A 16,107-nucleotide genomic window follows, 5' to 3' on the forward strand; every position below is an offset into this window, starting at 1 on the left:
CCCCAGCGTACGTCCGGCCGCACGGCCCGAGGCGTGCGGTGCGGCATCCGTCATGACTTCGTGAGATCTGCCGCACGTCGCGCTCCGGAAGTCGAAACACTCACGCAACACGGCCCCGACTAGGCTCATGTCATGGGCGACCTGTTCGATGGATACGGCTCCACTCTGGCGCCGCGCAAGACGGCGTCGGGCATCCCGGCGTTCGACGAGATGTTCGGCCTCCCCGAGAGTCCCGGATCGCCGGCGGAGTCGCGCAAGGCGTATCGCGAGCTCTATCAGGCCCTCGCGCAGATGACCCAGGAGGAGCTGCGCGGGCGCACGGAGTCGCTCGCCAGCTCGTACCTCGCCCAGGGCGTCACGTTCGACTTCGCGGGTGAGGAACGGCCGTTCCCGCTCGACGCGGTGCCCCGCATCATCGACTATGACGAGTGGTCGCGGGTCGAGGCGGGCGTCAAGCAGCGCGTCCGCGCGCTCGAGGCGTTCCTCGACGACACGTACGGTCACCAGCACTGCGTGCGCGACGGCGTCCTCCCGGCGGGGCTCATCGCCTCGAGCCAGTACTTCTACCGGCAGGCGGCCGGCATCCACTCCGCCAACGGCGTGCGCATCCAGGTGTCGGGCATCGACCTGATCCGCGACGAGCACGGCGAGATGCGCGTGCTCGAAGACAACGTGCGCGTGCCCTCCGGCGTCAGCTACGTGATCTCCAACCGCCGCGTCATGGCCCAGACGCTCCCCGAGCTGTTCGTCTCGATGCGCGTGCGGCCCGTCGGCGACTACCCCAACAAGCTCCTCGCGGCCCTGCGCGCATCCGCCCCCGCCGGCATCGAAGATCCCAACGTGGTCGTCCTGACCCCCGGCGTCTACAACTCCGCGTACTTCGAGCACACGCTCCTCGCGCGCCTCATGGGCATCGAGCTCGTCGAGGGTCGCGACCTGCTGTGCGTGGGCGGCAAGGTGTTCATGCGCACGACGCGCGGGCCGAAGCGCGTCGACGTGATCTACCGCCGCGTCGACGACGACTTCCTCGACCCGCTGTCGTTCCGCGCCGATTCGATGCTGGGGGCGCCGGGCCTCATGCTCGCGGCGCGCCTGGGCAACGTGACGATCGCCAACGCGGTGGGCAACGGCGTCGCCGACGACAAGCTCCTCTACACGTACGTGCCCGACCTGATCCGCTACTACCTCGCCGAGGAGCCGATCCTCAAGAACGTCGACACGTGGCGCCTCGAGGATCCGGGAGCCCTCGAGGAGGTTCTCGACCGTCTGCCCGAGCTCGTGGTCAAGCCCGTCGACGGTTCGGGCGGCAAGGGCCTCGTGGTGGGGCCGGATGCCTCTCCCGCCGAGCTCGACAAGCTCCGCAAGCGGCTCAGGGCCGACCCTCGCGGGTGGATCGCGCAGCCGGTCGTGATGCTCTCGACGATCCCGACGCTCGTGGAGGAGGGGATGCGGCCCCGGCACGCCGACCTGCGGCCGTTCGCGGTCAACGACGGCGAAGACATCTGGGTGCTCCCCGGCGGTCTCACCCGTGTCGCGCTCCCCGAAGGACAGCTCGTCGTGAACTCGAGCCAGGGCGGCGGGTCGAAGGACACGTGGATCGTCGGCGGCTCGGCTCCGGGCCACGTCGAGTACGGCCAGGGTGGCGGGCTCGCAGGGCTCGTCGCCGACCAGGCCGCGCCGGAGACGGCCGCGATCCCGATCATCTACGACGACCAGCCGCCTCCGGCCCACTCCCCGCAGGATCTCGCGGGCGGCCGCCAGGAGCAGCAGGAGCAGCAGCAGCAGGCGCGCGACGACGAGGGGGTGGCGGGATGCTGAGCCGCATCGCCGAGTCGCTGTTCTGGATCGGCCGCTACATCGAGCGCTCCGACGGCACCGCCCGCATCCTCGACGTGCACCTCCAACTCCTCCTCGAGGACCCGTGGATCGACGAAGACACCGCGTGCCGCTCGCTCATCTCCGTCATGGGATCGGTGCCTCCCGAAGGCCTCGAGTCCGTCACGCGCGAAGACGTGCTCGCCCGGCTGGCCGTCGACCGCACCAACCCGTCGAGCATCGCCTACGCGCTGAACGCGTCGCGCGAGAACGCCCGCCGTGCGCGCGAGATCGTCAGCACCGAGCTGTGGGAGTGCCTCAACACGACCAATGCCCGGATGCCGCGGCGCATCAACAACGAGAAGGTGCACGAGTTCTTCCAGTGGGTGCGCGAGCGCTCGGCGCTCGCCGTCGGCATCGTGGATTCCTCCACGAGCCGTGATGAGGCCTGGCAGTTCTTCAGCCTCGGTCGCAGCATCGAACGCGCCGACATGACGGCGCGGATGCTCGCGACCCGGTCGCTCACCGAGGCATCCGGACCCTCGTGGACCACGATCCTGCGCTCGTGCGGCGCGTACGAGGCGTACCTGCGGACGTACCGCGGGATGCCGAGCGCGCGCAACGCCGCAGAGTTCCTGCTGCTGGACCGACTGTTCCCGCGCTCGATCGTGTACTCGGTGCAGCGCGCGGAGGACTGCATGAGCGCGATCGACCCCCGCGCCGACCGCGTCGGACACTCCAACACCGTGCTGCGGGCGCTGGGACAGATCCGCAACGACCTCGAGTACCGGCCGATCAGCGAGATCCTGCACGAGCTGCCGACGCACATGGACCGCGTGCAGAAGGTGACCCGCGAGGCATCCGAGGCGATCCGTCAGCGCTTCTTCCCCACGCAAGCCGAACCGAGCTGGATCGGAGAGATCTCATGAAGCGCCTGCGCATCGAGCACGCCACCGGCTTCTCGTACCCGGGCGATGTCTCGGCGTCGTACAACGAGGCGCGCATGCTCCCCGGGTCGACCGACAGTCAGTTCGTCCTCAGCTCGCAGCTCGACATCGAGCCGTCGACGTCGGTGAACCAGTACGTCGACTACTTCGGCACGCGCGTCGCGGCGTTCGACGTGCTCTCGCCGCACACGGAGCTGAAGATCACGGCGCGGTCGCTGGTCGAGGTGCGTCCGCGCCCGCTCGAGCACACCGACATCTCGTGGGACGAGCTGCAGGCCGAGATCGATCGCTCGATCGAGACCGTCGAGCAGCTGACCCAGACGGCGCGCACGCAGCCGCACCCCGAGGTCGCCCAGCTCGCCCGCTCGATCGCGGCGCAGCACGACACTCCGGGTCACGCCGCCCACGCGATCGCCATCGCGATCGGCGACGCGGTCGAGTACGTCTTCGGCGTCACGGGCGTGCACTCCACCGCGGCCGAGGCGTGGGAGGCCGGCAAGGGCGTATGCCAGGACATCGCGCACATCACGCTGGGCGCGCTGCGCGAAGTGGGCATCCCCGCCCGCTACGTCTCGGGCTACCTGCACCCGTCGCGCGAGCCCGAGGTCGGCGTCGCCGTCGCCGGGGAGTCGCACGCGTGGGTCGAATGGTTCTCGGGGGAGTGGCAGGGCTTCGACCCGACGAACAACACCGAGATCGGCGACCGCCATGTGCTGGTGGGCCGGGGGCGCGACTACAACGACGTGCCGCCGCTGCGCGGGGTGTACGCGGGTCCGTTCAAGGGACAGGTCAACGTGAAGGTGACGATCACGCGCGAGGCGTGACCTCCTGGTTCAGGCGGGCGGGGAGTCCGGGTCGAGCAGCTTGAGCGTCTCCTCTTCCGCCGGGTTGTCGGCCTCCAGCTGGTCTTCGGTCGTCTCGTCGCCGCCGAGGGGGGCGTCCTGCTCGCGTTCGCGGTCCATGGTTCGACGCTACGGCGGGCTCCGCGTGCTGCGGAGGGGGTTGACACCGTCGTCGGTGTGCCGCGGTGTCGAGAACCGTGGGAGGAATCGCCGGGGCGCCGGTGGAGCGGTCGGATTTCTCGCGTTCCTCCTACGGTTCTCGACGCCAGCCGGAGGAAGACCGACGCGCGACCGCGGAGTCAGCTCGCGGCGGCGCCTTCGGCGGCGCCGGTGGCTTTGGCGGGAGGGTCGGCCTCGTCGTGGTCGGGGCGGCGTCCCGAACCCAGCGAGAGCGTCGCGAGGAGGCCGAAGGCGAGGAAGCCGGCTGCGGTGATGCTCGCCCACTTCGTGCCGTCGGAGAGCGCGGCCTTCGCGTCGTCGGCGAGCGGGGCCGTCTCGGGCGACTGCTCCAGTCCGGCGATCGCGCCGCCGGCGCTGTCGACGACGGCCGACACCACCTGGTCGCGCTGATCGGCGGGGATGCCGCGGTCGTCGAGCCGCGTCGCGAGGGCCGTTGCGGTGGTGGTGAACAGCACGGTGCCGAGGATCGCGATGCCGAGGGCGGCGCCGAGCTGGCGGGCCGTCGACTGGGTGCCGGATGCCTGACCGCCTTCCGTCACGGGGACGTCGGCCAGCACGACACCGGTCAGCTGCGCCGTCGCCAGCCCCACGCCGATGCCGTAGACGAAGAGGGCCGGGATGAGCGGACCCCACGAGGCATCCGGCGCGATGACCCAGGCGACCCAGGCCACGCCGATCATCTCGGCCAGAAGGCCCAGGCGCACGATCCAGACGGCGGAGAGCCGGCCGCTGAGAGCGCCTGCCAGTCCGCTCGCGACGAACGAGCCGAGGGCCAGCGCCAGGAGGATGAGGCCGGTCTGCACCGCCTCGAACCCCAGCGCGAACTGCAGCCACAACGGCAGGGCGAGGATGATGCCGAACTCGCCGAGCGAGACGACGAGCGCGGCGATGTTGCCGTTGCGGAAGGACGGGATGCCGAACAGCCCGAAGGCGATGAGGGTCGGCCGGCCCCGGCGCCGGCGCTGCAGGCCCCACACGATGAACGCGGTGATGCCGACCGCGGCGACGGCGAACGCGATCGGCACGGGTGAGATGTCCCACGGCCACGTCCATCCGCCGATGACGAGGCTCTTCTCGGTTCCCCACCACCCGTACGAGCGACCCTCGATGAGGGCGAACACGAGCGCCGCCATCGCCACGATCGACAGCAGGGCGCCCACGACGTCGATGCCGGTGCCGTCTCCGCGGGACTCGTCGACCGTGAGGAGCACGCCGACGACGATCAGGATGCCCAGCGGGATGTTGATGCCGAACGCCCAGTGCCACGAGAACGACGTCGTGAGCCAGCCGCCGAGGAGGGGGCCGACGGCCGCCATGCCGCCGATCGTGGAGCCCCAGACGGCGAACGCGATGCCGCGCTCCCGTCCGCGGAACGACGCGTTGAGCAGCGACAGCGTCGTGGGGAGGATCATCGAGCCGCCGACGCCCTGGACGAACCGCGCGAGGATGAGCAGGTCGCCCGTGGGCGCGAGCGCCGCGCCGATCGACGCGATCGTGAAGACGACGACGCCGGAGATCAGCATCCGTCGACGGCCGACGCGGTCGGCGATGCTGCCGCACACGAGCAGGAGTGAGGCGAAGACGAGCGTGTACGCCTCCTGCACCCACTGGACCTGGGTCGATGTGATGCCGAGGTCGTCGACGATGGCGGGGATCGCCACGTTGACGATCGTGGAGTCGACGATGATGAGCGCGACGGCGATGCTGATGAAGACCAGGCCGATCCATCGGCGGCGGGAGCCCTGAACCATTTCGCTAGCTTATCTAGCTATCTGCGCATCCGGTATCGCTGATTCCGTCGATCTCACGCCGGAGGGAGGGTGTCCGGGGGAAAATGGGAGCGATGAACGGAAAGCACACGGCGGGGGAGCCGTACTGGTACACCGAGGAGCGGGATGCGCCGGCGGTGTCGGTGATGGAGGCTCTGCGCTCGTATCGCGCGGCAGAGGTGGCGATGCGCCGCCGCACTCGCCAGGCGATGGACATGGGAGAGAACGAGCTCCTCCTGCTGCGGTTCCTGATGCGCGCTCAGTCCGGTGGCGAACTCGTCACTCCCGCCGTCGTCTCACGCCACCTCGGCATCACGTCGGCGTCGACGACCGCGCTGCTGGATCGCCTCGAGAAGAGCGGGCACATCGCCCGCTCCGCCAATCCGGAGGACCGCCGCAGCGTCATCATCGAACCGACCGAGAAGTCGGATCTGGAGATCCGTCACACGCTCTCCACGATGCACACCCGGATGATGGAGGTCGTGCGGGGGATGAGTGAGGACGACCGGCGGACCGTGGTCGCCTTCCTCGCCGCGATGGAGGCCGCGGTCGACGAGATCGACGCCTGAGCCGCGTCAGCCTCGCGTCGCCGTGGCGGGCTCTGCTTCGGCGGCGACCGACTCGAGGAACTCGACGACGGCTCGGCGCCCGGAGGCGTCGAGGCGCGCGGCGGCATCGTGCAGCGCGCGCTCGTGCTCTCCGAGTGCGTCGGCGAGCGCGGCTTCCGCGGCTGCGGTCGGGGCGACGAGGATGCTGCGCCGGTCGGTCGGGTGGCTGACGCGCTCGAGCGAGCCCGCTCGCTCCAGTCGGTCGAGGAGAGCAGTGGTGGAGGCAGAGGAGACCCCGAGGTGCCGGGAGATCTCGCTCGGCATCACGGCGTGACCGCTCTCGCCCTCGCTCAGGAGGAGCCTCAGGACCTTGAGCTCGTTGTCGCCGAGGCCGGTGGCCGATCGGACGCGCGCCTGTCGCGACGCCTCCGCAGACCGCAGCCGGTGGTACGCGGCGACGACGTCCTCCGTCGTCTGCGACGTGTCGTTCGTGCTCATGTGCTCACCTCCGCACTCGTTCCGTCGACAATGATACAGGTTCACAAGTATCTAGTTTGACGAACTACTTACTTCATGACTAACCTAGCAATCAACTTACCGAACGGGCGAAGGGATCGACGTGGGACGTCTTCATTACGGCGGGAACGACTCCATCGAGTTCCCCGATCGGATGCTCGCCCATCTGCGCGTGCTCATGACCTCGAAGCTCCGCCGGTCCGAGAGCTTCACGGTCTCGTGGCGTCACGGCGAGGACGACGACGACGGCCGGTCGATGATCTGGGTGCACCCCTCGATCCCGTTCCGGTTCGAATTCGACTCGGCGGCGCCCGAGGTGCTCGACCGCAAGCTCCTCGAAGAGCTCGCCCAGAGCGCCATGGCGACGGGAGGCGTGACCCTCGACCTGGCGTCGATGGTCGCCCCCGTGGCCGAACGGCGGCACCTGGAGCGTGCGGCGTGAGCGCCCCGGCGATCACCTCGATCTTCGCTCCCACCGGCGGAGTCACGTGGAGCACCGTCGACGACGGCTTCCACGTCGCCTCGCGCGGCGGGGAGTTCGTCGGCTCGGTGGATGTGACAGCCGCGGGCATCCACGTGGCCTTCGACGGTCGTTCGACCGCGCTCGGCCGCTACGCGACCCTCGAGGCTGCCCAGCGAGCGGTCGTCGACGTCGCCCGCGGAGTGACCTGGCCCGAGCCGACCAAAGCCACCCGCGCCGTGTGGTCGCTGGCGACGGCGACCGGTGCGGTGGCTGTCGGCCTGTTCGTGAGCGCGGGGGCGCTCGCGCTCTTCTAGGCTCGTCGGCCGTGCGCCGCGCCGCGGGGCGTCACGCCCGCTGCTCGACCACGAGGTCGGTCTGGTCCTGGAGGAAGAGGGCGATGCGCGCGATCGTCGACAGCTCTTCCGCGAGGCGGGAGACGCCGACGGCGTCGAGGTCGAAGCTGTCGGGGCGGGCTTCGAACGTCACGATCCACGTCGGGTGGTCGTCGCGGACCACGGCCTGGATGTAGGTCACGGTCGACGCGTGGCGCATGGCGACCGCGACGAGTCCCGACTCGGGGCCCGACACGTAGTCCTTCTCGAGCACCGAGATCTCGGAGTGGATGTCGGGGTTCGCCGCGAGGAAGTCCCGCACCCATGCATTCACCGTCGCCTGATCGCGATAGGGCATGTCAGATCACCTTGGCACTCTCCGTGCCGGGGGGCACCTCTCCATTATGCGGTCATCCTGGGGTTCTCCGGACGAGCGGCGGGCTCACGCGTGCGGATCGAATCTCCGCGGCCGATGCGTGCGCGCGACGAGATCGCGCAGCGACTCGAGGGTTCCCGACACGAGTCCGAGCGCGCGGGCCTGCACGAGCACGTTGCCCAGCGCCGTGGCCTCGACGGGTCCGGCGAGCACCGGGAGTCCGGCCCGATCGGCGGTGCGCTGACAGAGCAGCTCGTTGAGCGAGCCGCCGCCCACGATGTGGATCGTGCGCACGTCCACTCCGCCGATCCGGCCGGCTTCGAGGGCCGACTCCGCGAACGCCTGTGCGAGCGACTCCACGATCGATCGCGTGTACTCGGCGCGGGTGCGCGGGGCGGCGAGGTCGTGTTCGGCGCACCACGCGTCGATGCGGGAGGGCATGTCGCCGGGCGGGAGGAAGCGCGGATCGTTGACGTCGAACAGCGGCACGCGCGATGGGTCGACCTCCCGTGCCGAGTCGAGCAGAGTCGGCAGATCGATGCGGTGGCCCTCGGTGCGCTCCCACCCGCGGACAGTCTCGCTGAGCACCCAGAGCCCCATGACGTTGTGCAGCAGACGGACGCGTCCGTCGACGCCGCCCTCGTTGGTGAAGTTCGCTGCGAGGGCCTCCGGCGTCAGGACCAGACGGTCGACCTCGACTCCGACGAGGCCCCACGTGCCGCACGAGATGTAGGCGGCGGCATCCGCCTGCATCGGCACGGCGACCACAGCGGACGCCGTGTCGTGCGACCCGACGGCGGTGACCGTCACGTTCGAGGGTGCGCCGAGCGACGCGGCGACGTCGGCGCGCAGCGCGCCGAGGGTCTCACCGGGCGCGATGAGCGGAGGAAGGATGCCGCGCGGCAGGTCCAGCGCCGCGACGAGCGCATCGTCCCAGCGGTGGTCGAGGGTGCGCAGGAGTCCGGTCGTGGACGCGTTGGTGACCTCGGCGCGCGCGCCACCGGTGAGCCAGTAGCCGATCAGGTCGGGGATGAGCAGCGCCTGGTCGGCGAACGCGAGGATGTCGCGCTCTTCGGCGGCGAATTGGTAGAGGGTGTTGAACGGCAGGAACTGCAGGCCGTTGCGCTCGAACAGCTCGGCGTGCGGCATCCGCTCGTGCACGGCCGCGACGCCGCGCGCGGTGCGGTCGTCGCGGTAGTGCAGCGGGTTGCCGAGCAGGCGCCCGTCGCGCAGGAGCCCGTAGTCGACGGCCCACGCGTCCACCCCGACGCTGCGGATGCCGGGCTCCGCCCGGAACGCGTCGCGCAGGCCGTTCAGCGCGGCGCCGTACAGCGACAGGATGTCCCAGTGGAGCCCGTCGATCGTGGGCACGGGGTCGTTGGGGAACCGCGCGACGGTCTCGGTCGCGAGCGTGTCGGGGCCGACGCGGCCGATGATGACGCGTCCGCTCGTGGCGCCGAGATCGATCGCGGCGACGGTTCCCGTCGTCATCGCAGGAACGCCGCGGCGACGCCGGAGTCGACCGGGATGTGCAGGCCGGTGGTGCGCGAGAGCTCGGGCCCCGTGAGCACGTAGACGGCGTCGGCGACGTTCTCGGGCACGACCTCGCGCTTGAGGATCGTGCGGTTCGCGTAGAACTGTCCGAGGTCCTTCTCCTCGACACCGTACGTCGCGGCGCGGTTGGCGCCCCATCCGGCGGCGAAGATGCCCGATCCGCGCACGACGCCGTCGGGGTTGATGCCGTTGACCTTGACGCCGTGCTCGCCGAGCTCGACCGCCAGCAGGCGCACCTGGTGGGCCTGGTCGGCCTTGGTCGCCGAGTACGCGATGTTGTTGGGCCCGGCGAAGACGGAGTTCTTCGACGAGATGTAGATGACGTCGCCGCCCATGCCCTGGTCGATGAGCACGCGCGCGGCGGCCTTCGAGACGAGGAACGATCCCTTGGCCATGACGTCGTGCTGGAGGTCCCAGTCCTTCTCGGTGGTCTCCAGCAGCGGCTTGCTCAGCGACAGGCCGGCGTTGTTGACGACGAGGTCCACCCCGCCGAACGCCAGCACGGTCGCGTCGATCGCGGCCTGCACGCCCGCGGCGTCGGCGACGTTCGCGGCGACGCCGACGGCGACATCCGTGCCCCCGAGCTCGGCCGCGGCGGCCTGCGCCTTCTCGAGATCGAGGTCGGCGACGACGACGCACGCGCCCTCGGCGGCCAGACGGGTGGCGATGGCCTTGCCGATGCCCGAGGCCGCGCCGGTCACGAACGCGATGCGCCCCTGGTGGGTCTTGGGCTTCGGCATCCGCTGCAGCTTCGCCTCTTCGAGAGCCCAGTACTCGATGGCGAACTTCTCGGCATCCGAGATGGGGGAGTACGTGGAGACCGACTCCGCGCCGCGCATCACGTTGATCGCGTTCACGTAGAACTCCCCCGCGACGCGGGCCGTCTGCTTGTTCGCGCCGTACGAGAACATGCCGACACCCGGCACGAGCACGATGAGCGGATCGGCGCCGCGGATGGCCGGCGAGTCCGCGGTCGCGTGCGCGTCGTAGTAGGCCTGGTAGTCGGCGCGGTACTCGGCGTGCAGCTCCTTCACGCGCGCGACGGATTCCTCGACCGTCGCGTCGGCGGGAAGGTCGAGCAGGAGCGGCTTGACCTTCGTGCGGAGGAAGTGATCGGGGCAGCTCGTGCCGAGCGCCGCCAGTTCGGGGGCGCGCGACGATGCGAGGAAGTCCAGCACCACGTCGGAATCGGTGAAGTGGCCCACCATGGGCTTGTCGGTCGACGCGAGACCGCGGATCGTGGCAGCCAGTGCCGCCGCCTTCGCTCGTCGCGCCTCGTCGGGGAGGGCCTCGAAGCCGGGGCGCACGTCGCCGAACGGCGTCGGCGACCCGTTCGCGTCGAGATAGGCCTGCGCGGTCTCGATGATCCACAGCGAGTTGGCCTCTGCCTCGTCCGACGTGTCTCCCCACGCGGTGATGCCGTGACCGCCGAGGATGCAGCCGATCGCCTGCGGATGCTGCGCCTTGATCTCGGCGATGTCCAGGCCGAGCTGGAAGCCGGGCCGACGCCACGGCACCCACACGACCTTCTCTCCGAAGATCGTCGGCGTCAGCTCGGCGCCGTCGGCGGCGGTCGCGATCGCGATGCCCGAGTCCGGGTGCAGGTGGTCGACGTGGGCGGCATCGACGAGGCCATGCATCGCGGTGTCGATCGACGGTGCGGCTCCGCCCTTGCCGTGCAGGCAGTAGTCGAATGCGGCGACCATCTCGTCTTCGCGGTCGAGACCCGGGTACACGCCCACGAGCGCGCGGAGACGGTCGAGGCGGAGCACCGCGAGGCCCTCCTCCTTCAGTGTGCCGAGGTCGCCGCCCGATCCCTTCACCCACATCAGCTCGACGGGCTCGCCGGTGACGGGGTCGGTCTCGGTGCCTTTGGCCGACGTGTTGCCGCCGGCGTAGTTCGTGTTCTTCGGGTCGGCGCCCAGTCGATGCGAGCGCGCGAGGAGATCGGCGGCGGCGGGGTTGGTCATGCGTGGTGTCCTTCGGTGACGGATGCGGGAAGAGCTCGGACGAGGGGGGTCATGCGCCCCAGCTCGCCTGCACTCCGCCGACGCGCTCGGCTTCGATCTTGTCCTGGTAGCCCGACGCGGCGTAGCCGGCCATCGGGTCGCCGGGGAGGCCCCGCGACTCGCGCCACTCGGCGAGGGCCGGGCGCACATCGGTGTAGAACGCGTCCATGAAGACGGCGTTCGCGGCGAGCACGTCGCCCGCGTCCTGCGCTGCGCGCAGCGCCTCGCGGTCGATGAGCAGGGCGCGGGCGGTCATCTCCTGCACGTTGAGCACCGAGCGGATCTGGCCGGGGATCTTCTTCTCGATGTTGTGGCACTGATCGAGCATGAACGCGACGTCGGGGTTGTTGAGGCCGCCGCCGACGATCACCTGGTCGATGATGCGGAACAGCTGGAACGGGTCGGCCGCGCCCACGATGAGGTCGTCGTCGGCGTAGAACCGCGAGTTGAAGTCGAACGAGCCGAGCTTGCCCAGGCGCAGCAGCTGCATGACGATGAACTCGATGTTGGTGCCGGGTGCGTGGTGGCCGGTGTCGAGGCACACGAGAGCGCGGTCGCCGAGGGCGGCCACCTGCGCGTACGAGGTTCCCCAGTCGGGAACATCGGTGTGGTAGAACGCCGGCTCGAAGAACTTGTACTCGAGCACGAGGCGCTGCTGGTCGCTCAGGCGCGCGTAGATCTGCCGCAGGGACTCCTGGAGACGGTCCTGGCGGGCGCGGAGATCGGCCTGGCCGGGGTAGTTCGACCCCTCGGCGAGCCAGATCTTGAGGTCGCGCGAACCCGTGGCATCCATGATGTCGACGCACTCGAGGTGGTGATCGATCGCCTTCTGCCGGATCTTCGGGTCGGAGTGGGTGAGGGCGCCGAACTTGTAGTCGTCGTCCTGGAACGTGTTGGAGTTGATCGTGCCGAGCGCGACGCCGAGGTCTTCGGCGTGCCGGCGCAGCGCGCCGTAGTCGTCGACCTTGTCCCACGGGATGTGCAGGGCGACGCTCGGCGCCAGGGCCGTCACCCGGTTGACCTCCGCGGCATCCGCGATCTTCTCGAACGGGTCGCGGGGCGTGCCGGGGGTCGCGAACACCTTGAACCGCGTGCCGGAGTTGCCGAACGCCCAGCTGGGCAGCTCGATGCCCTGCTTCTCGAGGGTGGACAGGTGGTCGGGGGTGAGGGTGCTCACGATGCGTCGCTTCCTTCGTTGGGTGTGACGGATGCCGTGCCGGCCGGGGCGAGCTGGGCATCGAGGTTGAAGATCTCGGTGAGGGGTGTCGCCGCCTGGTCGGGACGCCCGGCGAGCCCGACGAAGAAGGGCGCCATCTCGGCCTCCCAGCGGGTGGCGACGGGAGACGCGGCGAGGTAGGCCTGCGCGGCCGCGTCGTCGTCGGTCTCGTAGTAGCCGACGAGTCGTCCTCCCTCGGCGAGGAACAGCGAGTAGTTGCGTCGACCGGAGGCCGCGATCTCGGCGAGCATGTCGGCGCGCACGGGGGTGTGCCGCGCGACGTACTCCTCGAGCCGGTCGGGAGCGACCTGGAGCTCGAAGCAGACGCGCGTCGGAGGCGGGGTGCTCGTCATCGAGTCGTCTCCTCGGTCGATCGGGCATGAATCGTTTCAAACCTACCGCACGGCAGGCCCGATCGACGACGAGAAATCGATATCTCCGCGGCGATGGAGCCCCGATGACGATCACCGGGCCGATAGCGTGGGGAGCGACCCGATGCGAAGGAGCACGAGTGGAACAGCAGGAGCGCGCGCTCGCCGCGTACGTCGATTCCGTCCGCGAGCGGCCCGGATCCCTGGCCGTCATCGTCGTGGGCTCGGTGGCCCGGGGCGAGGAGCGCGAGGACTCCGACGTCGACGTGTACCTCGTCGTCGACGAGGAGACGTTCGCGGCCGAGACCGCGGCCGACCGCTACGCCTGGATCGAACGGGCGGGCCTCGACTAGGGCGATGCCCCCGAGCGGTGGGGGCATCTCACGCCGCAGGAGCTCGTGCACCAGTTCTGGATCGCGACCGTGTCGGGCACGTACGCGTCGCACGGCGAGAGCTTCCTGCTGCCGAACGACAGCTACCACATCGTCGAGGGCGGACCGCTGCTCGGCGACTCGCCGGTGCGCCTCGGCTTCCTGCGGACGGTGCTCGACGATCTCGCCGTTCCGGGGCTCGATCCCATCGACAAGTGGGACGATCCCGAGTACGTCGCCGGCGTCGCGCGCCGCCAGTACGTGCGGTACTTCGGGCGCTCGGCTCCGGCGGAGTGGGTGTTCCGCCTGCCGCAGTCGAGCATGATCGGCGAGAGGCTCGAGGTCGGCGACGCCTTCGAGATCGACGTCATCGACACGTGGAACATGACGATCATGCCCGTGGGTCGCCGCTTCGTGCTCGACGACGTGCAGCGCAACGAGGCCTTCGCCCGGGCCGCCGACCCCGTCGCGCTCCCCGAGGGCGAGGCGATCGCGCTGCGCATCACCCGCATCGACTGATGGCCCGGCTGGGCACGACCGTCGGTCTGGGCGTCGCGTACTACAACGAGTACCTCCCCGATCCGTCGCGGCTCGACGAGGATCTGCGGCTCATGGTCGCCGCCGGCATCCGGTGCATCCGCGTCGGCGAATCCGTGTGGTCGACGTGGGAGCCCGAGGACGGGCTGTTCGACCTCGAGTGGATGACGCCGATCCTCGACGCCGCGCACGCGCACGGCATCGAGGTCATCCTCGGGACGCCGACCTACGCCGTGCCGCCGTGGCTCGCGCGCGCACATCCCGAGCTCGCCGTGCAGAGGGCCGACGGATCGCGCGTGCCCTGGGGCGGACGGCAGGAGGTCGACTTCACCTCCCCGGTGTTCCGCAGGTATGCCGAACGCGTCATCCGCGCCGTCGTCGGCCGACACGGGCGGCATCCGGCGGTCGCCGGTGTGCAGCTCGACAACGAGGCGGGCCTGCACCTCATCCACAACGACGACGTCGTCGCCGCCTTCCGACGCTGGCTCGAGGCGCGGTACGGCACCCCGGCGGCGCTCAACGAGGCCTGGGGCCTGACGTACTGGTCGCACCGCATCTCGGCGTGGGACGAGCTGTGGGCGCCGGCCGGCAACACGACGCCCGCGTATGCGCTCGCGTGGCGCCGTTTCCAGGCCGCCCAGACGACGGACTTCCTCGCGTGGCAGGCCGGGATCGTGCGGCCGCTGGTCTCTGCGGATGCCGTGATCACGACGTGCATCGCCTACGGGCGGCCGGCGATGGACGACGTGGCCGTGGGCGGGGTCCTCGACATCGCGAGCGGAAACGCGTACTACGCCGCACAGGACTCCCTCGCGCTCGCGCACACCGCGCAGGGCGACGAGTGGTTCGCCGACGACGTCGCGCAGCTCGTGCTGATGGCCGATCGCATGCGCGCGACGCGTGACGCCCCGTTCCTCGTGACCGAGACGGGTGCGACGTCGATCGGCGCCGCTCACCAGACCCGTCCGCCGTACGCCGGACAGCTCGCCCAGGCGGCCTGGCTGCTCGTCGCCCGCGGGGCGCGGCTCGTGTCGTACTGGCACTGGCACACGCTGCACTCGGGGCACGAGGCGCACTGGGGCGGCGTGCTCGGCCACGACCTGCGCCCGGGGCGCGTGTACCGCGAGATCGCGGCCCTCGGGGCGCAGTTCTCGGCATCCGCCGAGTGGCTCGCGGATGCCGAGGCCGAGGCCGATGTCGCGATCGTGATCGCGCACGACAGTGATTGGGTGATGGCGGCCGAGCCGCCGCTGTGCCGGGTCGACGGCAGCGCCGATCCGCGTTCATACGGGCGCATCGTCCAGGCGTTCGCGCGCGGAGTCGTCGACGCCGGACGTCAGCTCGCCGTCGTGAACGAGCGGCAGATCCCGGATGCCGCTGCCCTGGTTTCTCGATTCGGTACCGTGATCGTTCCCGGCCTTGTGGCCGCATCCGACCGCACGCTCTCCGTTCTCGTCGAGTTCGTGGGTCTCGGTGGAACGCTCGTCGTCGGCCCGCGGACGGGGTTCGGCGACGACTCCGGCCGGGTGCGCACCTCGGTGGCGCCGGGGGTTCTCGCCGAGGTGCTGGGGGCGTCGTACGCCGAGTTCGCGGCGCTGCGCGGCGACGTCGTCGTCGACGGCCTGGGCGGAGGAGTCGCGCAGGGCTGGATCGATGCGTACGAGCCGGAGGGTGCCGAGGTGCTCGCGGGGTATGCGCACCCGCACTACGGCGCGTGGGCGGCGGTGACCCGGCACGCGTTCGGCGCGGGCACCGCGTATGCGGTGGGCACGTTGCTCGATCGCGCGCTGATGGCGCGGGTAGTGGTGGATGCCTCCGCTCCGCGCATCGTGTCGCCGTTGCGGGATCGACCGGACAGCGTCACGGTGCACTCGCTCTCCGGGCCGCGCGGTCGGGTGTGGGTCGTGCACAACTGGACGCCCGATGAGGTCGAGGTCGAGACGGTGCGGGATGTCGCGGACGCGCTAGCTGCCGATGCGCCGCTGCCTGCGGGCTCGGTGCTGCCGCTCGCACCCTGGGGCGTCGCGGTCTGGGGCGAAGCCCTGCCCTGACCTCCCGGTGTCGGTGTCCCACTTCGCGTGGGTTGGTCGCGTCCGCACCCACTCAAAGTGGGATATCGAGAGGGACGGGTGGGTCGCGTTGGTTGGTGTCCCACTTTGCGTGGGTTGACCACGTCCGCACCCGCACGAAGTGGGACATCGAGGGGTTCGCGTCGGTTGGTGTCCCACTTCGCGTGGGTTGGTCGCCTCCGCACCCACTCA

Annotated in this window: 17 protein-coding genes; 9 read left to right on the forward strand and 8 right to left on the reverse strand. The window is 70.3% G+C overall.

Going from position 1 to position 16,107, the window contains the following annotated elements:
* Nucleotides 1–132: 132 nt before the first annotated feature.
* From B0B14_RS13235 to B0B14_RS13245, 3 genes are read left to right on the forward strand one after another with little or no spacing between them, the layout of a single operon-like run.
* A complete protein-coding gene (locus tag B0B14_RS13235) occupies nt 133–1,818 on the forward strand; it encodes a circularly permuted type 2 ATP-grasp protein (RefSeq protein WP_076682516.1) in 1,686 nt (561 codons plus the stop codon).
* Nucleotides 1,812–2,744, forward strand: coding sequence for an alpha-E domain-containing protein (locus B0B14_RS13240; protein WP_076682518.1), 933 nt, complete (start codon nt 1,812–1,814; stop codon nt 2,742–2,744). The genes B0B14_RS13235 and B0B14_RS13240 overlap by 7 nt, the downstream gene beginning before the upstream one ends.
* A complete protein-coding gene (locus B0B14_RS13245) occupies nt 2,741–3,586 on the forward strand; it encodes a transglutaminase family protein (RefSeq protein ID WP_076682520.1) in 846 nt (281 codons plus the stop codon). Before B0B14_RS13240 ends, B0B14_RS13245 begins: the two co-directional genes overlap by 4 nt.
* Nucleotides 3,587–3,595: 9 nt before the next feature.
* On the opposite strand, the gene B0B14_RS16810 is transcribed toward B0B14_RS13245, so the two are convergent.
* Together B0B14_RS16810 and B0B14_RS13250 are read right to left on the reverse strand one after the other, a co-directional pair.
* A complete protein-coding gene (locus B0B14_RS16810) occupies nt 3,596–3,724 on the reverse strand; it encodes a hypothetical protein (protein ID WP_256714385.1) in 129 nt (42 codons plus the stop codon).
* 179 nt (nt 3,725–3,903) lie between these two features.
* The gene (locus B0B14_RS13250) at nt 3,904–5,535 is read right to left on the reverse strand and encodes a DHA2 family efflux MFS transporter permease subunit (RefSeq protein ID WP_076682522.1); all 1,632 of its coding nucleotides are present in this window, start codon (nt 5,533–5,535) and stop codon (nt 3,904–3,906) included.
* Nucleotides 5,536–5,627: 92 nt separating this feature from the next.
* Here B0B14_RS13250 and B0B14_RS13255 point away from each other — a divergent pair, with 92 nt between their 5' ends.
* Nucleotides 5,628–6,122: a MarR family winged helix-turn-helix transcriptional regulator gene (locus tag B0B14_RS13255; protein ID WP_076682770.1), complete on the forward strand. Its 495-nt coding sequence runs from the start codon at nt 5,628–5,630 to the stop codon at nt 6,120–6,122.
* Between the two features lie 6 nt (nt 6,123–6,128).
* Here the strand turns inward: B0B14_RS13255 and B0B14_RS13260 are convergent, their stop codons facing one another.
* Nucleotides 6,129–6,599, reverse strand: coding sequence for a MarR family winged helix-turn-helix transcriptional regulator (locus tag B0B14_RS13260; RefSeq protein WP_076682524.1), 471 nt, complete (start codon nt 6,597–6,599; stop codon nt 6,129–6,131).
* A 121-nt stretch (nt 6,600–6,720) separates the two neighbouring features.
* Here B0B14_RS13260 and B0B14_RS13265 point away from each other — a divergent pair, with 121 nt between their 5' ends.
* Together B0B14_RS13265 and B0B14_RS13270 are read left to right on the forward strand one after the other, a co-directional pair.
* The gene (locus B0B14_RS13265; protein ID WP_076682525.1) at nt 6,721–7,059 is read left to right on the forward strand and encodes a DUF7882 family protein; all 339 of its coding nucleotides are present in this window, start codon (nt 6,721–6,723) and stop codon (nt 7,057–7,059) included.
* Nucleotides 7,056–7,394 carry a hypothetical protein gene (locus B0B14_RS13270; protein WP_083710597.1) on the forward strand — a complete coding sequence of 113 codons (339 nt, stop codon included), beginning with the start codon at nt 7,056–7,058 and terminating at the stop codon, nt 7,392–7,394. The genes B0B14_RS13265 and B0B14_RS13270 overlap by 4 nt, the downstream gene beginning before the upstream one ends.
* A gap of 31 nt (nt 7,395–7,425) precedes the next feature.
* On the opposite strand, the gene B0B14_RS13275 is transcribed toward B0B14_RS13270, so the two are convergent.
* From B0B14_RS13275 to B0B14_RS13295, 5 genes are all read right to left on the reverse strand, one after another.
* A complete protein-coding gene (locus tag B0B14_RS13275; protein WP_076682527.1) occupies nt 7,426–7,770 on the reverse strand; it encodes a protein-L-isoaspartate carboxylmethyltransferase in 345 nt (114 codons plus the stop codon).
* An 84-nt stretch (nt 7,771–7,854) separates the two neighbouring features.
* The gene (locus B0B14_RS13280) at nt 7,855–9,279 is read right to left on the reverse strand and encodes a rhamnulokinase (RefSeq protein ID WP_076682529.1); all 1,425 of its coding nucleotides are present in this window, start codon (nt 9,277–9,279) and stop codon (nt 7,855–7,857) included.
* Complete coding sequence (locus tag B0B14_RS13285; RefSeq protein WP_076682531.1) at nt 9,276–11,312, reverse strand: bifunctional rhamnulose-1-phosphate aldolase/short-chain dehydrogenase; 2,037 nt, start codon at nt 11,310–11,312, stop codon at nt 9,276–9,278. Before B0B14_RS13285 ends, B0B14_RS13280 begins: the two co-directional genes overlap by 4 nt.
* A 49-nt stretch (nt 11,313–11,361) precedes the next feature.
* Nucleotides 11,362–12,528 carry an L-rhamnose isomerase gene (gene rhaI, locus B0B14_RS13290; protein WP_076682533.1) on the reverse strand — a complete coding sequence of 389 codons (1,167 nt, stop codon included), beginning with the start codon at nt 12,526–12,528 and terminating at the stop codon, nt 11,362–11,364.
* Nucleotides 12,525–12,920, reverse strand: a complete 396-nt coding sequence (locus tag B0B14_RS13295; RefSeq protein WP_076682535.1) for an L-rhamnose mutarotase — start codon at nt 12,918–12,920, stop codon at nt 12,525–12,527. The genes rhaI and B0B14_RS13295 overlap by 4 nt, the downstream gene beginning before the upstream one ends.
* Nucleotides 12,921–13,078: 158 nt before the next feature.
* On the opposite strand from B0B14_RS13295, the gene B0B14_RS16615 reads away from it, so the two are divergent.
* The 3 genes from B0B14_RS16615 to B0B14_RS13310 are packed head-to-tail and all read left to right on the forward strand — an operon-like array spanning nt 13,079 to nt 15,897.
* Nucleotides 13,079–13,291, forward strand: coding sequence for a nucleotidyltransferase domain-containing protein (locus B0B14_RS16615; protein ID WP_076682537.1), 213 nt, complete (start codon nt 13,079–13,081; stop codon nt 13,289–13,291).
* Between the two features lie 45 nt (nt 13,292–13,336).
* Nucleotides 13,337–13,828, forward strand: a complete 492-nt coding sequence (locus B0B14_RS13305; RefSeq protein WP_076682540.1) for a DUF5605 domain-containing protein — start codon at nt 13,337–13,339, stop codon at nt 13,826–13,828.
* Nucleotides 13,828–15,897 (forward strand): beta-galactosidase, encoded by a 2,070-nt coding sequence (locus tag B0B14_RS13310; protein WP_076682542.1) that lies wholly within the window; start codon nt 13,828–13,830, stop codon nt 15,895–15,897. The genes B0B14_RS13305 and B0B14_RS13310 overlap by 1 nt, the downstream gene beginning before the upstream one ends.
* The last annotated feature ends 210 nt before the right edge of the window (nt 15,898–16,107 follow it).

Source organism: Microbacterium sp. RU33B (assembly GCF_900155915.1).
GTDB lineage: Bacteria > Actinomycetota > Actinomycetes > Actinomycetales > Microbacteriaceae > Microbacterium.

Coding starts and splice junctions, on each gene's coding strand:
- B0B14_RS13250 (WP_076682522.1), bottom strand. CDS start 5,535: ATGGTTCAGGGCTCCCGCCGCCGATGGATCGGCCTGGTCTTCATCAGC.
- B0B14_RS13310 (WP_076682542.1), top strand. CDS start 13,828: ATGGCCCGGCTGGGCACGACCGTCGGTCTGGGCGTCGCGTACTACAAC.
- B0B14_RS13295 (WP_076682535.1), bottom strand. CDS start 12,920: ATGACGAGCACCCCGCCTCCGACGCGCGTCTGCTTCGAGCTCCAGGTC.
- B0B14_RS13260 (WP_076682524.1), bottom strand. CDS start 6,599: ATGAGCACGAACGACACGTCGCAGACGACGGAGGACGTCGTCGCCGCG.
- B0B14_RS13240 (WP_076682518.1), top strand. CDS start 1,812: ATGCTGAGCCGCATCGCCGAGTCGCTGTTCTGGATCGGCCGCTACATC.
- B0B14_RS16810 (WP_256714385.1), bottom strand. CDS start 3,724: ATGGACCGCGAACGCGAGCAGGACGCCCCCCTCGGCGGCGACGAGACG.
- B0B14_RS13280 (WP_076682529.1), bottom strand. CDS start 9,279: ATGACGACGGGAACCGTCGCCGCGATCGATCTCGGCGCCACGAGCGGA.
- B0B14_RS13245 (WP_076682520.1), top strand. CDS start 2,741: ATGAAGCGCCTGCGCATCGAGCACGCCACCGGCTTCTCGTACCCGGGC.
- B0B14_RS13235 (WP_076682516.1), top strand. CDS start 133: ATGGGCGACCTGTTCGATGGATACGGCTCCACTCTGGCGCCGCGCAAG.
- B0B14_RS13275 (WP_076682527.1), bottom strand. CDS start 7,770: ATGCCCTATCGCGATCAGGCGACGGTGAATGCATGGGTGCGGGACTTC.
- B0B14_RS13285 (WP_076682531.1), bottom strand. CDS start 11,312: ATGACCAACCCCGCCGCCGCCGATCTCCTCGCGCGCTCGCATCGACTG.
- B0B14_RS13255 (WP_076682770.1), top strand. CDS start 5,628: ATGAACGGAAAGCACACGGCGGGGGAGCCGTACTGGTACACCGAGGAG.